The sequence below is a fragment of the Vibrio fortis genome, assembly GCF_024347475.1.
Classification (GTDB): Bacteria; Pseudomonadota; Gammaproteobacteria; order Enterobacterales; family Vibrionaceae; genus Vibrio; species Vibrio fortis.
Genome location: NZ_AP025487.1, coordinates 2,392,390 through 2,409,220 on the forward strand (window position 1 = coordinate 2,392,390; position 16,831 = coordinate 2,409,220).

Below are 16,831 nucleotides of genomic sequence, written 5' to 3' on the forward strand. Positions count from 1 at the left end.
TGCCGATAATTTGAGATGAGTGGCTAAAAATCACACCGCATTTAAACTCGATTCACCAAAACCACCATTGAACTAAATATTTTCTAATAGAACCCTCTTTATATAATTTTTTTCATCATACCCGGTTGCATTTTTTAACCAGAATGGCAAATTGAATGCAGTTGATTTGGAAATGATTTGAAAGGAAGTTCTATGTGTTCAGTATTTGGCATTCTTGATATAAAAAGTGATGCTGCAGCACTTCGCCCTGTTGCTCTAGAGATGTCTAAAAAGCTCCGCCACCGTGGCCCAGACTGGTCTGGTATTTATGCAAGTGACAAAGCAATTCTTGCTCACGAGCGTCTTGCTATCGTTGGCCTAAATAGTGGTGCTCAACCTCTATACAGCCAAGATAAAAAGCACATTCTTGCGGTAAACGGTGAGATTTATAACCACAAAGAACTTCGCGCTCGTTACCAAGATAAATACGAATTTCAGACAGATTCTGACTGTGAAGTTATTTTGGCTCTATATCAAGAGCTGGGTGCAGACCTACTTGAAGAGCTGAACGGAATTTTCGCGTTCGTCCTTTACGATGAAGAGAAAGACGAATACCTAGTTGGCCGTGACCACATTGGTATTATCCCTCTATACCAAGGCTATGATGAGCACGGAAACTACTATGTTGCTTCAGAAATGAAAGCACTAGTACCTGTATGTAAAACCGTGAGCGAATTCCCTCCAGGTTGTTCATACGGTTCAAAAGATGCAGAGCCTCAACGCTACTATGTTCGTGATTGGAACGAGTACGCGGCAGTGCAAGGTAACTCAACCAGCAAAGAAGAGCTTACAGAAGCGCTAGAAGCAGCAGTTAAGCGTCAGCTGATGACCGACGTTCCTTACGGTGTTCTTCTATCTGGTGGTTTGGACTCATCTATCACATCTGCAGTAGCAAAACGCTTTGCTGCAATGCGTATCGAAGACGATGAACAGTCTGAAGCTTGGTGGCCACAACTGCACTCTTTCGCCGTAGGCCTTGAAGGTGCTCCTGACTTAGTTGCAGCACGTGAAGTGGCAGACAAGATTGGTACGGTTCACCATGAGATGACGTACACAATCCAAGAAGGTTTGGATGCAATCCGTGATGTTATCTACCACATCGAAACTTACGATGTAACAACGATTCGTGCATCAACCCCTATGTACCTGCTTGCTCGTAAGATCAAAGCGATGGGTATCAAGATGGTACTGTCTGGTGAAGGTGCGGATGAAATCTTCGGTGGCTACTTGTACTTCCATAAGGCACCAAACGCAAAAGAGTTCCATGAAGAGACCGTTCGTAAGCTTCTTGCACTAAACATGTTTGACTGTGCTCGTGCGAACAAATCTCTAGCAGCTTGGGGCGTTGAAGGTCGTGTGCCTTTCTTAGATAAAGAGTTTATTGATGTAGCAATGCGTCTAAACCCTGAAGATAAGATGTGTGGTAACGGTAAGATGGAAAAACACATCCTACGTGAGTGTTTTGAGCACTACCTACCTGACTCTATCGCATGGCGTCAGAAAGAACAGTTCTCAGACGGTGTTGGCTATGACTGGATCGATACACTGAAAGCAACAGCAGAAGCGAAAGTGACAGATCAGCAGATGGAAACAGCGAAATTCCGCTTCCCATACAACACACCAACAACCAAAGAAGGTTACGCTTACCGTGAGATCTTTGAAGAGTTGTTCCCGCTAGAATCTGCGGCTGAGTGTGTACCTGGCGGTCCATCTGTAGCTTGTTCATCTGCTAAAGCAATCGAGTGGGATGAATCATTCAAGAACAACGCTGATCCTTCTGGTCGTGCTGTTAAAGCAGTTCACAACGACTCGTACTAGAAATCTCTAGTTCTAGAAAATCAGAATCAAAAAAGGCGCTCATAGCGCCTTTTTTATTATCGAAAATTCACAAGCTCGATTAGATACGAGCTGCCAGAGCTGCGTTCTCAATGCTTATCGGAACCACTTGGCTGATCATCTGTACCAGCATAATGGATCGCGCCTCACCATCTTTTTCATGATAAACCGCTTTGATGCCAGCGAACTGACCACTGCAGATCTCAACCACATCGCCTGCTTGATAATTCGTATTGAGCTCAGGGCAATCATCAATTGGGTAACCCTGACACTCTCGTTCAATCTGCTTCAATTCGTAAATTAAGTCACCTTGAACTTCATGCGGCAAAGAACCAAATTTAATGAAGTCCACGACACCTCTCGTTGAACGCAACGTAGTGAAGCTTGGGCCCTGTTCATAATCAAATCGAACAAAAATGTAAGAAGGAAACAACGGTTCTTTGACTCGCTTCTTTTTTCCTCTAACAATTTTCTCGACTTCAAGTTGAGGATAGAAACACTCTACCCCCTGATTTTCCATATGCTGTTTCGCTCGGAGTTGCTCTCCGCGCTTACAGTAAAGTAGATACCAACGTTTCATTTTCCTAGCCATTTTGTATTTTTTTTACATCTTAACATAGCCAAATTTGGATTAACTCAGGTTAATGGCATGAATTGCCCATCATTAAGAAATATTGCGGAACAGACCAATTAATCAACAAAATAACTCTCTCGATAACCGCCATGGAATTATACAGTAAGCCGTACCTAAAAATACAGAACAAAATACATACGCTTACAAATCACAAATTGTTACTTACAAGATAAAAAAAACACCGATAACACCTTGTTCAATAATGGAAAATTAGTTTGCAGCACATAAATACCGTCCAACATTTCCAATAAAAACAAATTAAATCATCGACTTAACAAATTTTAATTATCATCACTATAAAAAGACCCTATTGCAGCTTTTTATCTTGGTATGTATACATGAGTAACTATAAAATCTTTTAATATCTAAAATTAGTAAAACTTATGCCAAACACACACAACATCTTCGGCCATCCAAGAGGGCTGTTTCTACTTTTTAGTACAGAGTTATGGGAGCGATTCTCCTACTACGCAATGCGTGCCATCCTCGTTCTATTTTTAACAGATACCACAATCAATGGCGGCCTAGGTTGGTCAACCAAAGACGCATTAGACCTCTACGGTATCTACACAGGCCTTGTGTACATTACCCCACTCATTGGTGGTTGGATTGCAGACAACTACCTAGGCCAACGCAAATCAATTCTCATTGGTGGTGTGTTAATGGCATTGGGTCAGTTCACTTTAGCACTACCTACCGGCTTTATGGGATTAGACCAGGTGAGCGCACTTTACTTAGGCTTAGCACTTCTGATCAGCGGTAATGGTATGTTTAAGCCAAACATCTCAACCATGGTGGGTGATCTTTATAAAGAAGGTGACAACCGTCGTGATGGCGCATTTACTATCTTCTATATGGGTATTAACTTAGGCGCATTGCTTGGCGGCCTAATTTCTGGTGCTGCTGTTGACTCATATGGTTGGAAAGCGGGTTTCCTAGCTGCCGGTATCGGTATGGTGATCAGCCTTGTTATGCAAATGACGATGGCTCAATCCTGGTTAGGTGATATTGGTTCAGTGCCAGCAGCCGCGCGCGCAAAAGCACTTAGCAAGTCGAAAGAAAAAGCACCGCTAACCAAAGAAGAGTTCGATAGACTAAAAGTTATTTTGATTATGGGTTTGTTCGTTATCGTATTCTGGGCGGGCTTTGAGCAAGCGGGTGGTCTAATGAACATCTATACGCAGCAATACACTGACCGTATGATTGGCGATTTTGAAGTGCCAGCGGCTTGGTTCCAATCGTTAAACCCGTTCTTCATTATTACATTAGCTCCTATTATCGCGGCATTTTGGGTGAAACTAGGTAAGCGTGAACCAAACTCACCGGTTAAATTCGCTATGGCTCTGTTCTTCTTAGCGCTTGGCTTCGTTTGTATGATCGGTGCAGTGATGGAGCAAGGTGGCGACCTGAGCGTTAAAACTTCAATGCTATGGTTAGTTGGTGCCTTCTTCTTCCATACTCTTGGCGAGTTGTGCCTATCACCGATTGGCCTATCATTGGTCACTAAACTTGCTCCTCTTCGCCTTGCTTCTTTGATGATGGGTGCATGGTTTGGTTTCAATGCAATCGCAAACTATGTTGCAGGTCTGGTGGGTTCTCACGTCGGTGAGCTAGGTGCAATGGCTATCTTTAGTGGTATTGCTATCTCAGCAACGATCAGTGGTGTGATTCTACTTCTATGTGCAAATAAACTGGTTGCTTGGATGCACGGTGTCGAAGGCAACCCTGTTGAAGCTGAGTCAGATGAAACTGATGCACAAGCTTCGCTAGCTTAATACTGCGCAACAAACCATCGACAAATAAAAAAGGAGTGGCTCTTTGAGTCACTCCTTTTCCTTTTCAATGCATACCACTTTTCTAGCGATGCATCTCGACAAGTTCCGCCATCATTTGAATGTGTTCATCATTGTCGTTGAGACACTTAATGTAGCTAAAGGCCTCGCCACCAGCCTCAATAAAGGTCTCTTTACATTGATCAGAGATCTCTTCTAACGTTTCCAAGCAGTCAACCGAGAACGCAGGAGCCATGATATCGAGCTTCTTAATACCTCGCTTAGGCAACTCTTCTAACGTTTCGTCCGTGTAGGGCTTAAGCCACTCTTCTCGGCCAAAGCGTGACTGGTAAGTCATGGTTATCTTGTCTGCGGACAAACCAAGCTCTTGGGCTAATAGCTCTGTCGTTTGCTCACAGTGTCGAGGATAAATATCACCTTGGTCAGCCAAACGCTTTGGAATACCGTGGAAAGAACAAACAAGGTGGTCACCTTGCCCATTTTCACGCCAGTGCTTTCTTACACTCTCAGCCAGCGCTTTAACGTAGCTTGGGTGACTGTAGTAATCGCGAATAAAACGGTAACCCGGTATCACAGGTAGCTGCTTAAATGCTTTAGTTAATCCATCAGACACTGCAGCCGTCGTCGTGCCAGAATATTGTGGGTAAAGTGGCAGTACAATAACCTCCTCTACACCTTGCGCCATTAGAGCTTCAATGCCTGTTTTTAAGCTTGGGTTTCCGTAAGTCATACCAAGCGCCACAGGCATTTGCAGTTTATCTTGTAACTTAGCCACCTGACGCTGAGAGTAAACCAATAAAGGAGAACCCTGATCCATCCACACAGATTGATAGAGCTTTGCCACTTTAGGCGAGCGTATTGGCAGAATCACGCCATGAAGAATCGGGCACCATAGCCAACGAGTGAGGCTCACGACTCGTTTGTCATGTAGAAACTCGCTTAAAAAACGGCGCACAGCTGCAGGTGTTGCTGCGTCAGGTGTTCCTAAGTTCACCAACAACACACCCTGCTTTTTTTTGTTTTCCATAGATACCTGAGACCATTAATGAAATTTGGAAAGCTTTATACTCAGCCAGTTACTCTTGGGATCACCTAATATACCTTTCAGACTCGTTGTTCATTCTGAATAAACCAACAATCACTCTAGCAATTACATACACGAATCAAGCTGAAAACAGGTATAAAAAAAGCGACCTAACCGGTCGCTTCCAATATATCAAATTATAAAACTGGCTGTTAGCCAATTATGCTAGTGCTTTCTCAAGTTCTGCACTAACTTCAGCAACTTGCTTAGTACCGTCAAATTTAAGGTACTTAGTGTTACCTGCTTCAGCTTCTTTACCGTAGTAAGCGATAAGAGGCGCTGTTTGATCATGGTAAACACCTAGACGTGCACGAACTGTTTCTTCTTTGTCGTCATCACGTACAACTAGCTCTTCGCCAGTTACGTCATCTTTACCTTCTTCTTTAGGCGGGTTGTACACAACGTGGTATGTACGGCCAGAAGGAAGGTGAGCACGACGACCAGCCATACGCTCAACAATCACATCGTCAGCTACGTCGAATTCAACAACGTAGTCAACAGCGATGCCCATTTCTTTTAGGCCATCAGCTTGTGGGATTGTGCGTGGGAAACCGTCAAGTAGGAAACCTTTTTCGCAGTCATCTTGAGCAATACGCTCTTTGATTAGACCAAGGATAATTTCATCAGAAACTAGCTGACCAGCGTCGATTACTGATTTAGCTTGCTTACCAAGCTCAGTACCCGCTTTGATAGCAGCACGTAGCATGTCACCAGTTGAAATTTGAGGGATACCAAATTTGTTCATGATGAAGTTTGCTTGAGTGCCTTTACCCGCGCCAGGAGCACCTAGAAGAATGATGCGCATGTTTAATCCTCTTATAAAATTATGATTTATACCGAAGCTCACTATTTGATTTCACATTTGACGAATAGAGATCGAAAACTGCAAAAATAAGCACAACGGTAAGTTTCGGTATAACGTTTAAAAATCATACAGGTAGAAACCAATTTAACGATTGCTACCCGATTAGGTCGAGCATTCTACCACATTAATATTCATTATGGCTGAATTTAAGACTAAAGAATGTAAGGTTGAACAATGATGAACCACTCATTATCTTTTTTTGACCTAATGACGACCGTTCAGCGACGTTTAATAAAAAAGCCCGCATTTGCGAGCTTTTTAGTGCAATTAGGCTTTTAGCCCAAAGTCGAAAGCTTAGCGTTTCGACAGCAGTTCATTGATTGCACCCAAGAACTGTGATGGATCTTCCATTGAGCCTTTCTCAGCTAGCATAGCTTGACCCAGTAGAAGCTCGACCCAGCGACCAAACGCTTGCTCGTCTGCTTCGTCAGCCATTTGCTTAACAAGTGCATGCTCAGGGTTAATCTCAAAGATGTATTTCACTTCAGGAGCCGCTTGACCGGCTGCTTCAAGAAGCTTCGCCATTTGCGTACCCATTTCAAAATCATCCGTTACTACCACTGCTGGCGTGTTTGCCAGTTTGAACGTTGTACGAACCTCTTTAACACGATCACCTAGGTAAGATTGAGTGCGCTCGATAACAGATTTGAACTCTTCTTCTGTCTCTTTCTGCTTCTCTTTCTCTTCTTCACCCTCAAACTTGCTTAAATCTAGGCCAGCTTTAGTAATCGATTGGAACTGCTTACCGTCGAACTCTGTTAGATAGTTCATCAAGAATTCGTCGATACGATCAAACATCAACACAACCTCAATACCTTTCGCTTTAAATTGCTCTAGGTGAGGGCTGTTTTTCGCCGCTGTATAACTGTCTGCTGTCAGGTAGTAGATCTTATCTTGGCCTTCTTTCATACGTTCAACGTAAGACGCTAGGCTGATTGCTTGTTCAGAAGAATCCACCTCAGTTGAAGCAAAGCGCAGTAGGCCGGCAATCTTCTCTTTGTTTGCCATATCTTCTGCTGGGCCTTCCTTCATTACAAGGCCAAACTCTTTCCAGAACTCAAGGTACTTGTCGTTGTCGTTCTTCGCCATACGCTCAAGCATTGTCAGCACGCGCTTAGTACATGCGCCACGTAGAGACTGAGTGACCTTGTTGTCTTGCAGGATTTCACGAGAAACGTTCAAAGGTAGATCGTTTGAGTCAATCAGGCCGCGAACGAAACGCATGTAAGATGGCATGAACTGTTCCGCATCGTCCATGATAAATACACGCTGTACGTATAGTTTTAAACCGCTCTTATGGTCGCGGTTCATCATATCCCAAGGTGCTTTAGATGGGATGTAAAGCAGGCTTGTGTAGTCGTTCTTACCTTCAACTTTGTTGTGGCTCCAAGTTAGCGCATCAGCAAAGTCGTGAGAAACGTGCTTGTAGAACTCTTGGTACTCTTCTTTGGTAATGTCAGACTTGTTGCGAGTCCAAAGTGCTTGAGCTTTGTTGATTTGCTCCCACTTCTTCTCATCGGTGTCTTTACCTTCGTCATCTTTTACCGCAGTTAGAATCGAAACTGGAATACCGATGTGATCAGAGTATTTGCTGATGACATCACGCAGACGCCACTCATTCAGGAACTCTTTACCTTCGTCACGCATGTGAAGGATGATGTCAGTACCACGAGACTCTTTCGAGATAGTTTCAATCGTGTACTCACCTTCACCCGCAGAGTGCCATTGAACGGCTTCGTCGTTTGCTAGGCCAGCAGCGCGTGTACGAACAGTTACTGCGTCCGCAACGATGAATGCTGAGTAAAAGCCGACACCGAATTGACCAATCAGTTGAGAATCTTTGCTTTGGTCTTCAGAAAGCTTAGAGAAAAAGTCTGCTGTACCTGATTTTGCAATCGTACCTAAATGCTCGATTACATCTTCACGGCTCATACCGATACCATTATCTGAAATGGTTAGGGTGTTTGCGTCCGCGTCAAAAGAAAGCTTCACGCCAAGGTCTGCATCACCCTGGTACAAATCACCATTTGATAATGCTTGGAAACGCAGCTTATCTGCAGCGTCAGATGCGTTTGAGATCAATTCGCGAAGAAAGATCTCTTTGTTTGAATATAGTGAGTGAATCATTAAGTGAAGCAACTGCTTAACTTCTGATTGAAAGCCGCGAGTCTCTTTATTTTGCGTTGCTGTTTCGCTCATTTTTACTCCAAAACATCTATACTTAAAACGTCAAAATCGGGAGGATATTCTGTTTTGTCCACCCTAGCATGTTCATTAACATGAGGATGACAATTGTAAATTCAAGGTCAAAAATCATAAAAACACTGTTTTTTTGATCTGTTTTTATTATGCTAAGGATCATAAATATAAAAGAACATAAAAGAATCATGATTTAGATGGAATTGAAGCTGAATTCCTTCGTAATTTGTCTATTTCGCATCCAAAAAACCATTCAAAAACATAGAAGAGTTCAATGAGCAATATCGGCACAAAGTTTATTCTCGCGCAGCGATTTGTATTTGACCCTAATAGTAACTCCCTCGTTGATCAGACCAATGAAGGTGAAATCGTCCGCTTAGGCAGTAATGAAAGCCGCATTCTCCTTATGCTTTCAGAAAGACCGAATGAAGTGATCACTCGCAATGAGCTTCACGAATACGTATGGCGAGACCAAGGCTTTGAAGTCGATGACTCAAGCTTGACTCAAGCGATCTCAACGCTGCGTAAAATGCTCAAAGACTCAACAAAATCTCCTGAGTTCGTAAAAACTGTGCCAAAGCGTGGTTACCAGTTCATCGCGACTGTAGAGCGCTCAGCTCCGTTTTCATCAAGCGATCAAACAGCTTCTATTGAAAAACAAGAAGTCGCAGTAGAAGCGACGAGCTCCGCACAAGTGCCTGCTGAAGAAACGGTTGAAACTGCAGCAGTTGAGGCAGTTGTACCTCCAACACCGACCGCTAAGCCTGAGGTTCCTAGTCAAAGCACGGCTACTAAGGCAGCGTCGCCTGCAGAAAACAAATGGCTATACCGCGCACTTGGTTTCCTAGCGATTCTAATGCCTATCTTAGTTGTTACTTTCACGAATCCTGCCGAATCTGAGTTCCGTACTCTAGCTGAGGTAGATGGCGTGCAAATCCTATCACCAATTAATCACCCAGACTTGTCGGGCTGGATCCCTGCTATTGAAAAGTGTGTGACTCACTATAATGCAGAACATGGCGGACAGCTTAAGCCAATCCAGATCATTGCGACTGGTGGCCAAACCAATAACTTGGCGCTGAACTACATTCATGCACAAGAATACTCAAGTGAGAATATCACGCTGAGACTTTACGCTAACCAAACCGACCTAAGTGAAATTTGTAAGGGTGACCAGTAATATGAAATTAAAAATCTCACTCGCGTTACTCGTAGCATCTGCATTATTTAGTGGTTGGTTGTACTGGGGCAGCGACGCTAAGGTTGAGCGCCTACTAACTGCACATGAATGGCAGTCAAAGATGGTGACTCTGATAACCGAAAATAAGCAAGAGGATACTATTGGTCCACTGCGCAAGGTTGAACTATCTTCAAACGCTAAGTACCTACCAAATGGTACGTACTTAAGAATGTCTATTGTTCGACTGTACGGCACAGAAACCGCACCAGCGAATGTCATCAACATTTCAGAGACAGGGCAATGGGACATCAACGACAATTATTTACTTGTGTCACCAACTGAGTTTAAAGACGTTACATCAGCACAGCGCCAAGACTTCTCGCAACAACAGTTGGATTTGATCACTCAGGTCATCAAAATGGATGCCGAGCAAAGTCGAAGAATTGATATTGTAAATCCAAAGGCACTGCTGTTAACTAGCTTGAACCACGGTTCTACGGTATTGTTTTCGAACTAAGTTACTCGATAATTACGATAAAAAAGGGGCATGATGCCCCTTTTTGCTATCTAAGTGTTTACCAAATCTAAACCATCGATGAGAGAAAATGACATGGAACAAACCACTCTTAATCACGCTTCTAATAAACCAACGGTCAGTATTCATTATTGTCGTCAGTGCAATTGGATGTTACGAGCCAGCTGGTTATCACAAGAGCTTCTACATACGTTTAGTGAAGAGCTTGGTGCTGTGACACTTTGTCCAGATACCGGCGGTCGGTTTGAGATCTTTTGTAATGGTGTACAAATTTGGGATAGGAAAGCTGAAGGCGGGTTCCCTGAAGCAAAAATACTCAAACAGCGAGTTCGAAATATCATTGCTCCAGAGCGAGACTTAGGCCACGTCGATTCGAAATAGCCTTTTGTTCTATGTTAAAGAAAGGCTCAGAGTCACTTAAGAGCGGACACAACTATAGGCTGCCGCTCTTTAAAGTCTCACCATCAAAGCTCACAACAGAAAACAGTCCGTTTTCATAAAGGCCGTAGCTCGCTGGATGACCGTCGCGAGGGAAGGTAACAGAGCTTGGGTTAAAGATGAATACCTCATCTTGATACTCTGCTACTGGAATATGAGTATGGCCATGAGCAATAACGTCACCAGGGTTCAATGGTGGACGCTTGTTGGTGTTATACAGGTGGCCATGGGTCAAAAAGATACGCTGTCCAGTCGGCAACAATACCCATGAGTAGTCCACCATCATAGGGAACGAAAGCAGCATCTGATCCACTTCGCTATCACAGTTTCCTCTTACCGATATAATCTGCGAAGCAAACTCATTCAGTTTATCCGCAACTGCTGGAGGATTGTAGCCTTCAGGGACTGGGTTTCTTGGCCCATGATTTAGGGTATCACCCAATAGCACCAGATGCTGAGCACCGGATGCTTTATAAAGCTCAAGCACTTTTTCAGTCGCTGGTAGCGAACCATGTAAGTCGGAAGCAAAAAATAATTTCACGCGTACATCTCCATAAAAACTATGGGTCTATTGTAAGGCTACACTTACTTTACGTCATCCTTTGCCATACCGTTTATCACGATATTATTGTAACTGACCATACCGATAATTTTTCCTTCTTGAATTACCGGAGCTCTGCTCACACCAAAGCGTTCAAACAATCGCGCGCAATACTTCACGTTCATGTCAGCGGATACACTCAGCGCAGGCTTAGTCATGATTTCGTAAATATTGGTGCGCTGCGGAGCGCGGTTTTTCGCTAACACCTGTTTAGCGATATCATTCATTAACACAATGCCGTACTCATCACCATCGTGACGTTTGTCCACAATCAACGCTTTGACCTGATGTTGCCTTGCCAATCTGATCGCTTCATCAACGGTGATCAGTCCATCCACAATAATGTAGGTATTTGCCATCACGTCAGCGACGCACATCGTTTGTTGTTCGCTCATAGCTTGTCCTCAACAACCTTGGTTAATGTTTCAACTTGGTGAGCCACACCGACCGCATCTTCAACGTCGATCTGTACTGCTATCCCCTGCCCCGACTCTTGGTCGAACTCGCCCACTTCACTAATGGTTTCAAGAATATGACGGGAAAGGTGCTCCTCAACCACAAACAGCAACACATCCTTTTGTACTTCTAGGGTTAGCCCAAAGAAGGTTCGCTTCTGATTGAGTCCTTCTCCACGAGCATTGTTGATTACCGTCGCGCCTGTCGCCCCAGCACCGCGCGCTGCATCGAGAACAATGTCTGTTTTACTGTCCTCGACAAAGGCTAAAATGAGTTTGAAACGCATCTAATGCTCCTTCTGTTTTTGTGGTTGTGGTTGAGCTTCTTGGGTTTGAACTTGCTGTGATTGATTGAGCCATTGAGTGATCTGTGCATAACACATCACCGAAATAATGGGGAATAGGCTTGCAAAGGCAATCAGCCCAAAGCCGTCAATGACCGGGTTTCTGCCCGGGACTGTAGAAGCCAAACCGAGCCCGAGTGCGGTGACCAGTGGAACTGTCACTGTTGATGTTGTTACCCCGCCGGAATCGTATGCCAGAGGCACAATCAGCTTCGGGGCATAAAAAGTCTGAATGACCACCACCACATAGCCACAAATAATGTAGTAATGAATTGGGTCACCGGCGACGATTCGATAGCTCCCCAAAGAGATACCAATAGCAACCCCTAACGCGACCGCGATACGCAAGCCGTTGACGCTAATGCTACCACCAGAGACCTGATTTGCCTTGATAGCCACAGCGATGAGTGATGGCTCAGCTATCGTTGTACTAAAGCCGATAAAGAAAGCAAAAAGATAAACCCAATAATAGTCGAACCAACCAAGTTGCTGACCATCACTGATCTTAAAGTTGCTCAAAAAGTCGGGGGCCGTCAGTTGCATTGCCATTGTCTCCCCCAACGGGAACAGTGCGAGTTCAAGTCCCATTAAAAAGAGTGTTAAACCCAATATGACATAGAAGAAGCCAAGAATGACTCGCATCAGATTCGTCACGGGTTTGCGGAGTACCGCCAACTGAAAGCCAAAGATAATGACAGCAATCGGGATCACGTCAGTGACCGTACCCAAGAATGTATCGATAAATAGATTCAGACTCATCATGCGATCACCATTCCATACACCATTACGAACATCATTGGCAGAAGGGAGGCAAACGCTATTAATCCAAAGCCATCAATCATCGGATTACGCCCCTTTATCGAAGATGCCAACCCCACCCCTAACGCAGTTACAAGAGGAACAGTAATGGTGGATGTTGTTACCCCACCCGAGTCATAAGCGATGCCGATGATGTTTTCTGGTGCAAACGCGGTAAGAATAACGACACCAACGTAGCCGCCAATAATCATAAAGTGAATCGGCCAACCTTTTAGGATGCGCAGCACACCAAGGACTATGGCTAAGCCTACAGAGAGTGCCACTGTAACTCTTAGACCATTCGCATACTCTTCCATCTCTTGATGGGAATTTGGGATGACACCTCCCTCTGCGGCAACTTCTGCAGCCTCGTCCGCAACCGCAGTCAACGCGGGTTCAGCTATGGTGGTACCAAAGCCTAGACAGAATGCAAAAATTAACAACCAAGCTACGCTGCCTTTACGGGCAAACGCTTGTGCCATCGACTCGCCAATAGGAAAAAGCCCCATTTCCAACCCAAAGATAAAAAAGGTCAGCCCCAATACAACCAGCAGCAATCCAGTCAAAATTGAGAACAAATTGGGTAAAGGCTCTTGGAGCACCACCAACTGAAAGAATGCAATAACAACGACAATAGGCAGCAAGTCTCTTAAGCTACCGAGCATGGCTTTCATCAAAGCGAGTATCGCTGTCATCAAATCTCCTTGGCTATCGAGTTAGTGTGAGTAAATTAACCACACATTAAGTGTCACTTCTCAAGTAAGCATGACAAATTATCCCTTGCCGTTATGTGACTCGCATTAAGCACTTCGTAACATATTGAAACATTTTCGCTAAACTGTGAGCACAACCACTCACTAAAGTTAACGCATTATTTAATCCACTCTTTGCGTTATCACATGAATGAAACCTTATGATCGTTATATAGTTTTCTGCGTATTGGTTGGCAGACTAAAACAAGCCGGGTCTATAATTAATAAATTAAGAGGAGGTTGGTATGAAGATATTGTTGACGGGTGGTACTGGGTTTATCGGCTCAGAATTGATCAAAAGCTGGCAGACAGATGAAGTGACACTGCTCACTCGAGATCCGTCAAAAGCCCAGAGTGCACTCAGCCACCTCAACCAAAATAATCTTCACTACATCACTTCATTGGATGACCTTTCCGATCTCAATAGCTTTGATGCTGTAATCAATTTAGCTGGAGAGCCCATTGCCGATAAGCGCTGGAGCTCACAACAGAAAGAGCGTATCTGTCAAAGTCGTTGGCATATTACCGAGAAAATCGTTGAGCTGATTCACGCGAGTACCACTCCACCGAAGGTATTTATTAGTGGCTCAGCCGTCGGTTATTACGGAGATCAGCAAGAACACCCTTTTGACGAAGCACTGCATGTTTCAGACGATAGTTTCCCTCATAAAGTGTGTGCGCACTGGGAAGAAATAGCCAAGCGCGCTCAATCAGAAAACACCAGAGTCGTGTTACTCAGAACGGGGATCGTCTTGGGAGAACATGGTGGCGCACTAAAGAAGATGCTCTTACCTTATAAACTTGGCTTGGGTGGGCCGTTGGGATCAGGAAAACAATATATGCCTTGGATCCACCTCCTCGATATGATCAGAGCGATCAATCACCTACTCAACACGCCCCATGCACAAGGGGAATTCAATATGTGCGCGCCTCACCCAGCAACCAACAAACAGTTCAGTCGCACCTTAGCCAAGCAACTTGGCCGCCCACACATACTGTTCACGCCAAAATGGGCAATGTCTCTAATGATGGGCGAATCCTCTTGCCTATTGTTCGATAGCATTCGCGCCAAGCCAAAGAAACTCACCGAGATGGGTTTTATATTTAGTTACTCAAGAATTGAGCCTGCGTTGAAAAACTTATTACAACATCAAGACTAATTCCTTTAACCTAGGGAAAGGTAACAGACCCTAGGAAAGGAACGACCGTGACGAAATCAATATTGATCACTGGATGCTCAACAGGTATTGGCTACACCTGTGCTCACGCACTCAAGGAAAGGGGCTTTCATGTCATCGCTTCATGCCGTAGCGAACAAGACGTCCTCAAGCTCCAACAGAAGGGGTTAGACTGCGTTCAACTTGATCTCAATAGCGAGCAAAGTATTGAGCAAGGGGTTGAGCAAGCATTCGCATTAGCTCCCAATGGTCTTTATGCCGTGTTTAATAATGGTGCTTACGGCCAACCAGGCGCGCTAGAAGACCTGCCGACACAAGGGCTTCGAGATCAATTCCAAACCAACTTTTTCGGTTGGCATCACCTAATTCGCTTGGTACTTCCTAGCATGCGCGAGCGTGGCGAAGGGCGAATTATTCAAAACAGCTCAGTGCTTGGTTTCGCAGCGATGAAATATCGTGGTGCTTACAACGCCTCCAAGTTTGCAATTGAAGGGTGGACAGATACTCTTAGGTTGGAACTCCACGGTAGTGGTATTCATGTTTCATTGCTTCAGCCTGGGCCGATTGAAACAGAATTTAGACACAACGCGCTAGTAGCGTTTAACCGTTGGATTAACCCAACCGATAGTGTCCACAGTCAGTACTATCAACAGCAACAACAGAGACTGGAAAACGAAACATCCGGCAACCGTTTCGTATTGCCACCTGAGAGCTGTATCGAGCCTGTTTATCACGCACTCACTGCCAATAAGCCCAAATTGCGTTATCGAGTCACGACGCCGACGAAGATCTTTGCAGTCCTGAAACGCCTGCTACCTAACCGTTGGTTAGATCCCATTCTACGTAAAGCAGCCTAACAACAAATAATCGAATAAATCGCAAAAATAATGTAACGATGTAATTTGTTCGTAACAATAAGATGTCATGATTCACATCATAGCATCAAGCGTCCCTGCTTGATGTATCGATTGAAGGTACATTCATGACTCTTAACACCTTAAACTGGGTTGGTGTGAGTGTTGCCATCACCCTGTTTTTACTGTTTTGAGTACTGACAGGAATTGCACCTCCAGCCTGATTGGTAATTAACGCTATGCTTTCGCGCTACATAAACGGCGCAGAAAACGTAGCGTTTTTTATTATCTTCACACCCTACTTTCTCTTGCTCTTGTCACCTTGAAGTTCGACCAACTGACCCCATATCATTGTTAGCACTCAATTAAACTCAAGGAACGCCGATGCAATCGCCGCATATTGTTGAACTCAATGAACAGAACTTTCGTCAGGTATTAGAAGGTTCGATGCAGACTCCTGTTCTGATCCATTTTTGGGCACCAATGAGCCAAGAAAGCGCTCAGATCATTCCGGACTTGCAAACGCTAACTCAGCAGTACAATGGTGCATTTACTTTGGCACTATTAAACTGCGAGCAAGAACAAGCAATTGCTACCCAGTTTGGTGTACAAGCGCTACCCACTATTGCTCTATTCGTTAATGGCCAACCAGTCGATGGCCTAGGCGGTCCGCAAACATTAGAAGCCATTGTAGGTATGTTAAGCAAGCATCTACCTAGCCAAGATGAGTTAGTGCTTCGCCAAGCTCTAGAACAGATGCAAACAGGAGAACACCTGCAAGCTCTTACTGCGATGCAGCAGTTACCAGAAGAACTCACCGCAAAAGGTGAAGTCAAACTAGCCATTGCAGAGTGCCTTCTTGAGACACAACAGTTTGATTTGGCTGAGGCACAACTTGCTACCATCCCACTGGAGTATCAAGACAACTACTTCAAAGGCTTAGTGGCAAAACTCGAACTGCATAAACAAGCTGCCGATAGCCCTGAAATCCAAGCATTGGAAGCAAGCCTACAATCCAATCCTAGCGATGCGAAAATCGCCGCGGAGCTTGCGCTGCAATATCATCAAGTCAATCGTAGCGAAGAAGCGCTTGAACTGTTGTGGTCGTTTCTAATGAAAGACTTAAACGCACTGGATGGCGACATGAAGAAGAGCTTCATGGATATTCTAAGTGCAGTCGGTCAAGGTAACGCTAGTGCGAGTAAATACCGTCGACAGCTCTATTCACTGCTCTACTAGACTGAAT

Annotated in this window: 17 protein-coding genes; 8 read left to right on the top strand and 9 right to left on the bottom strand. The window is 44.4% G+C overall.

All coding sequences use genetic code 11. The annotated features are described in order from the left end of the window. Window positions 1-192 precede the first annotated feature (192 nt). Entirely contained in the window at window positions 193-1,857 is a 1,665-nt protein-coding gene (asnB, locus tag OCV50_RS10340) for an asparagine synthase B (protein ID WP_032551843.1), read from the top strand. 79 nt (window positions 1,858-1,936) lie between these two features. Here the strand turns inward: asnB and rfaH are convergent, their stop codons facing one another. Continuing rightward, window positions 1,937-2,455: a transcription/translation regulatory transformer protein RfaH gene (gene rfaH, locus OCV50_RS10345; protein ID WP_261902987.1), complete on the bottom strand. Its 519-nt coding sequence runs from the start codon at window positions 2,453-2,455 to the stop codon at window positions 1,937-1,939. Window positions 2,456-2,892: 437 nt separating this feature from the next. Between rfaH and OCV50_RS10350 the strand changes: the two genes are divergently transcribed. Beyond that, window positions 2,893-4,284, top strand: a complete 1,392-nt coding sequence (locus OCV50_RS10350; RefSeq protein WP_239841317.1) for a peptide MFS transporter — start codon at window positions 2,893-2,895, stop codon at window positions 4,282-4,284. Between the two features lie 82 nt (window positions 4,285-4,366). Here the strand turns inward: OCV50_RS10350 and hemH are convergent, their stop codons facing one another. The 3 genes from hemH to htpG form a co-directional block, all read right to left on the bottom strand. Then, window positions 4,367-5,329 (bottom strand): ferrochelatase, encoded by a 963-nt coding sequence (gene hemH, locus OCV50_RS10355; protein ID WP_261902988.1) that lies wholly within the window; start codon window positions 5,327-5,329, stop codon window positions 4,367-4,369. 217 nt (window positions 5,330-5,546) lie between these two features. Beyond that, complete coding sequence (gene adk / locus OCV50_RS10360) at window positions 5,547-6,191, bottom strand: adenylate kinase (protein WP_239841315.1); 645 nt, start codon at window positions 6,189-6,191, stop codon at window positions 5,547-5,549. A 354-nt stretch (window positions 6,192-6,545) separates the two neighbouring features. Then, window positions 6,546-8,450, bottom strand: coding sequence for a molecular chaperone HtpG (gene htpG, locus OCV50_RS10365; protein ID WP_261902989.1), 1,905 nt, complete (start codon window positions 8,448-8,450; stop codon window positions 6,546-6,548). Between the two features lie 274 nt (window positions 8,451-8,724). On the opposite strand from htpG, the gene OCV50_RS10370 reads away from it, so the two are divergent. The 3 genes from OCV50_RS10370 to OCV50_RS10380 all read left to right on the top strand — a co-directional run bounded on the left by OCV50_RS10370 (window position 8,725) and on the right by OCV50_RS10380 (window position 10,546). After that, window positions 8,725-9,630 (top strand): transcriptional regulator, encoded by a 906-nt coding sequence (locus OCV50_RS10370; RefSeq protein WP_261902990.1) that lies wholly within the window; start codon window positions 8,725-8,727, stop codon window positions 9,628-9,630. 1 nt (window position 9,631) lies between these two features. Continuing rightward, window positions 9,632-10,147, top strand: a complete 516-nt coding sequence (locus tag OCV50_RS10375; protein ID WP_032551835.1) for a regulatory protein ToxS — start codon at window positions 9,632-9,634, stop codon at window positions 10,145-10,147. Between the two features lie 93 nt (window positions 10,148-10,240). Then, the gene (locus OCV50_RS10380) at window positions 10,241-10,546 is read left to right on the top strand and encodes a SelT/SelW/SelH family protein (RefSeq protein WP_239841312.1); all 306 of its coding nucleotides are present in this window, start codon (window positions 10,241-10,243) and stop codon (window positions 10,544-10,546) included. 52 nt (window positions 10,547-10,598) lie between these two features. Here the strand turns inward: OCV50_RS10380 and yfcE are convergent, their stop codons facing one another. From yfcE to OCV50_RS10405, 5 genes are read right to left on the bottom strand one after another with little or no spacing between them, the layout of a single operon-like run. Then, the gene (gene yfcE / locus OCV50_RS10385) at window positions 10,599-11,144 is read right to left on the bottom strand and encodes a phosphodiesterase (protein WP_261902991.1); all 546 of its coding nucleotides are present in this window, start codon (window positions 11,142-11,144) and stop codon (window positions 10,599-10,601) included. Window positions 11,145-11,188: 44 nt separating this feature from the next. After that, window positions 11,189-11,599, bottom strand: coding sequence for a CBS domain-containing protein (locus OCV50_RS10390; protein WP_032551831.1), 411 nt, complete (start codon window positions 11,597-11,599; stop codon window positions 11,189-11,191). After that, complete coding sequence (locus OCV50_RS10395) at window positions 11,596-11,946, bottom strand: P-II family nitrogen regulator (RefSeq protein ID WP_239841310.1); 351 nt, start codon at window positions 11,944-11,946, stop codon at window positions 11,596-11,598. The genes OCV50_RS10390 and OCV50_RS10395 overlap by 4 nt, the downstream gene beginning before the upstream one ends. Then, window positions 11,947-12,765, bottom strand: coding sequence for a DUF1538 domain-containing protein (locus OCV50_RS10400; protein ID WP_261902992.1), 819 nt, complete (start codon window positions 12,763-12,765; stop codon window positions 11,947-11,949). Next, window positions 12,762-13,496, bottom strand: coding sequence for a DUF1538 domain-containing protein (locus OCV50_RS10405; protein ID WP_261902993.1), 735 nt, complete (start codon window positions 13,494-13,496; stop codon window positions 12,762-12,764). The genes OCV50_RS10400 and OCV50_RS10405 overlap by 4 nt, the downstream gene beginning before the upstream one ends. A 302-nt stretch (window positions 13,497-13,798) precedes the next feature. Here OCV50_RS10405 and OCV50_RS10410 point away from each other — a divergent pair, with 302 nt between their 5' ends. The 3 genes from OCV50_RS10410 to OCV50_RS10420 all read left to right on the top strand — a co-directional run bounded on the left by OCV50_RS10410 (window position 13,799) and on the right by OCV50_RS10420 (window position 16,824). Further along, a complete protein-coding gene (locus OCV50_RS10410) occupies window positions 13,799-14,713 on the top strand; it encodes a TIGR01777 family oxidoreductase (protein WP_261902994.1) in 915 nt (304 codons plus the stop codon). A 47-nt stretch (window positions 14,714-14,760) separates the two neighbouring features. Next, a complete protein-coding gene (locus OCV50_RS10415) occupies window positions 14,761-15,588 on the top strand; it encodes an SDR family oxidoreductase (RefSeq protein ID WP_261902995.1) in 828 nt (275 codons plus the stop codon). A gap of 381 nt (window positions 15,589-15,969) precedes the next feature. Continuing rightward, window positions 15,970-16,824 carry a co-chaperone YbbN gene (locus OCV50_RS10420; RefSeq protein WP_261902996.1) on the top strand — a complete coding sequence of 285 codons (855 nt, stop codon included), beginning with the start codon at window positions 15,970-15,972 and terminating at the stop codon, window positions 16,822-16,824. Window positions 16,825-16,831 lie beyond the last annotated feature (7 nt).

Coding starts and splice junctions, on each gene's coding strand:
- asnB (WP_032551843.1), top strand. CDS start 193: ATGTGTTCAGTATTTGGCATTCTTGATATAAAAAGTGATGCTGCAGCA.
- rfaH (WP_261902987.1), bottom strand. CDS start 2,455: ATGAAACGTTGGTATCTACTTTACTGTAAGCGCGGAGAGCAACTCCGA.
- OCV50_RS10350 (WP_239841317.1), top strand. CDS start 2,893: ATGCCAAACACACACAACATCTTCGGCCATCCAAGAGGGCTGTTTCTA.
- hemH (WP_261902988.1), bottom strand. CDS start 5,329: ATGGAAAACAAAAAAAAGCAGGGTGTGTTGTTGGTGAACTTAGGAACA.
- adk (WP_239841315.1), bottom strand. CDS start 6,191: ATGCGCATCATTCTTCTAGGTGCTCCTGGCGCGGGTAAAGGCACTCAA.
- htpG (WP_261902989.1), bottom strand. CDS start 8,450: ATGAGCGAAACAGCAACGCAAAATAAAGAGACTCGCGGCTTTCAATCA.
- OCV50_RS10370 (WP_261902990.1), top strand. CDS start 8,725: ATGAGCAATATCGGCACAAAGTTTATTCTCGCGCAGCGATTTGTATTT.
- OCV50_RS10375 (WP_032551835.1), top strand. CDS start 9,632: ATGAAATTAAAAATCTCACTCGCGTTACTCGTAGCATCTGCATTATTT.
- OCV50_RS10380 (WP_239841312.1), top strand. CDS start 10,241: ATGGAACAAACCACTCTTAATCACGCTTCTAATAAACCAACGGTCAGT.
- OCV50_RS10390 (WP_032551831.1), bottom strand. CDS start 11,599: ATGAGCGAACAACAAACGATGTGCGTCGCTGACGTGATGGCAAATACC.
- OCV50_RS10395 (WP_239841310.1), bottom strand. CDS start 11,946: ATGCGTTTCAAACTCATTTTAGCCTTTGTCGAGGACAGTAAAACAGAC.
- OCV50_RS10400 (WP_261902992.1), bottom strand. CDS start 12,765: ATGATGAGTCTGAATCTATTTATCGATACATTCTTGGGTACGGTCACT.
- OCV50_RS10405 (WP_261902993.1), bottom strand. CDS start 13,496: ATGACAGCGATACTCGCTTTGATGAAAGCCATGCTCGGTAGCTTAAGA.
- OCV50_RS10410 (WP_261902994.1), top strand. CDS start 13,799: ATGAAGATATTGTTGACGGGTGGTACTGGGTTTATCGGCTCAGAATTG.
- OCV50_RS10420 (WP_261902996.1), top strand. CDS start 15,970: ATGCAATCGCCGCATATTGTTGAACTCAATGAACAGAACTTTCGTCAG.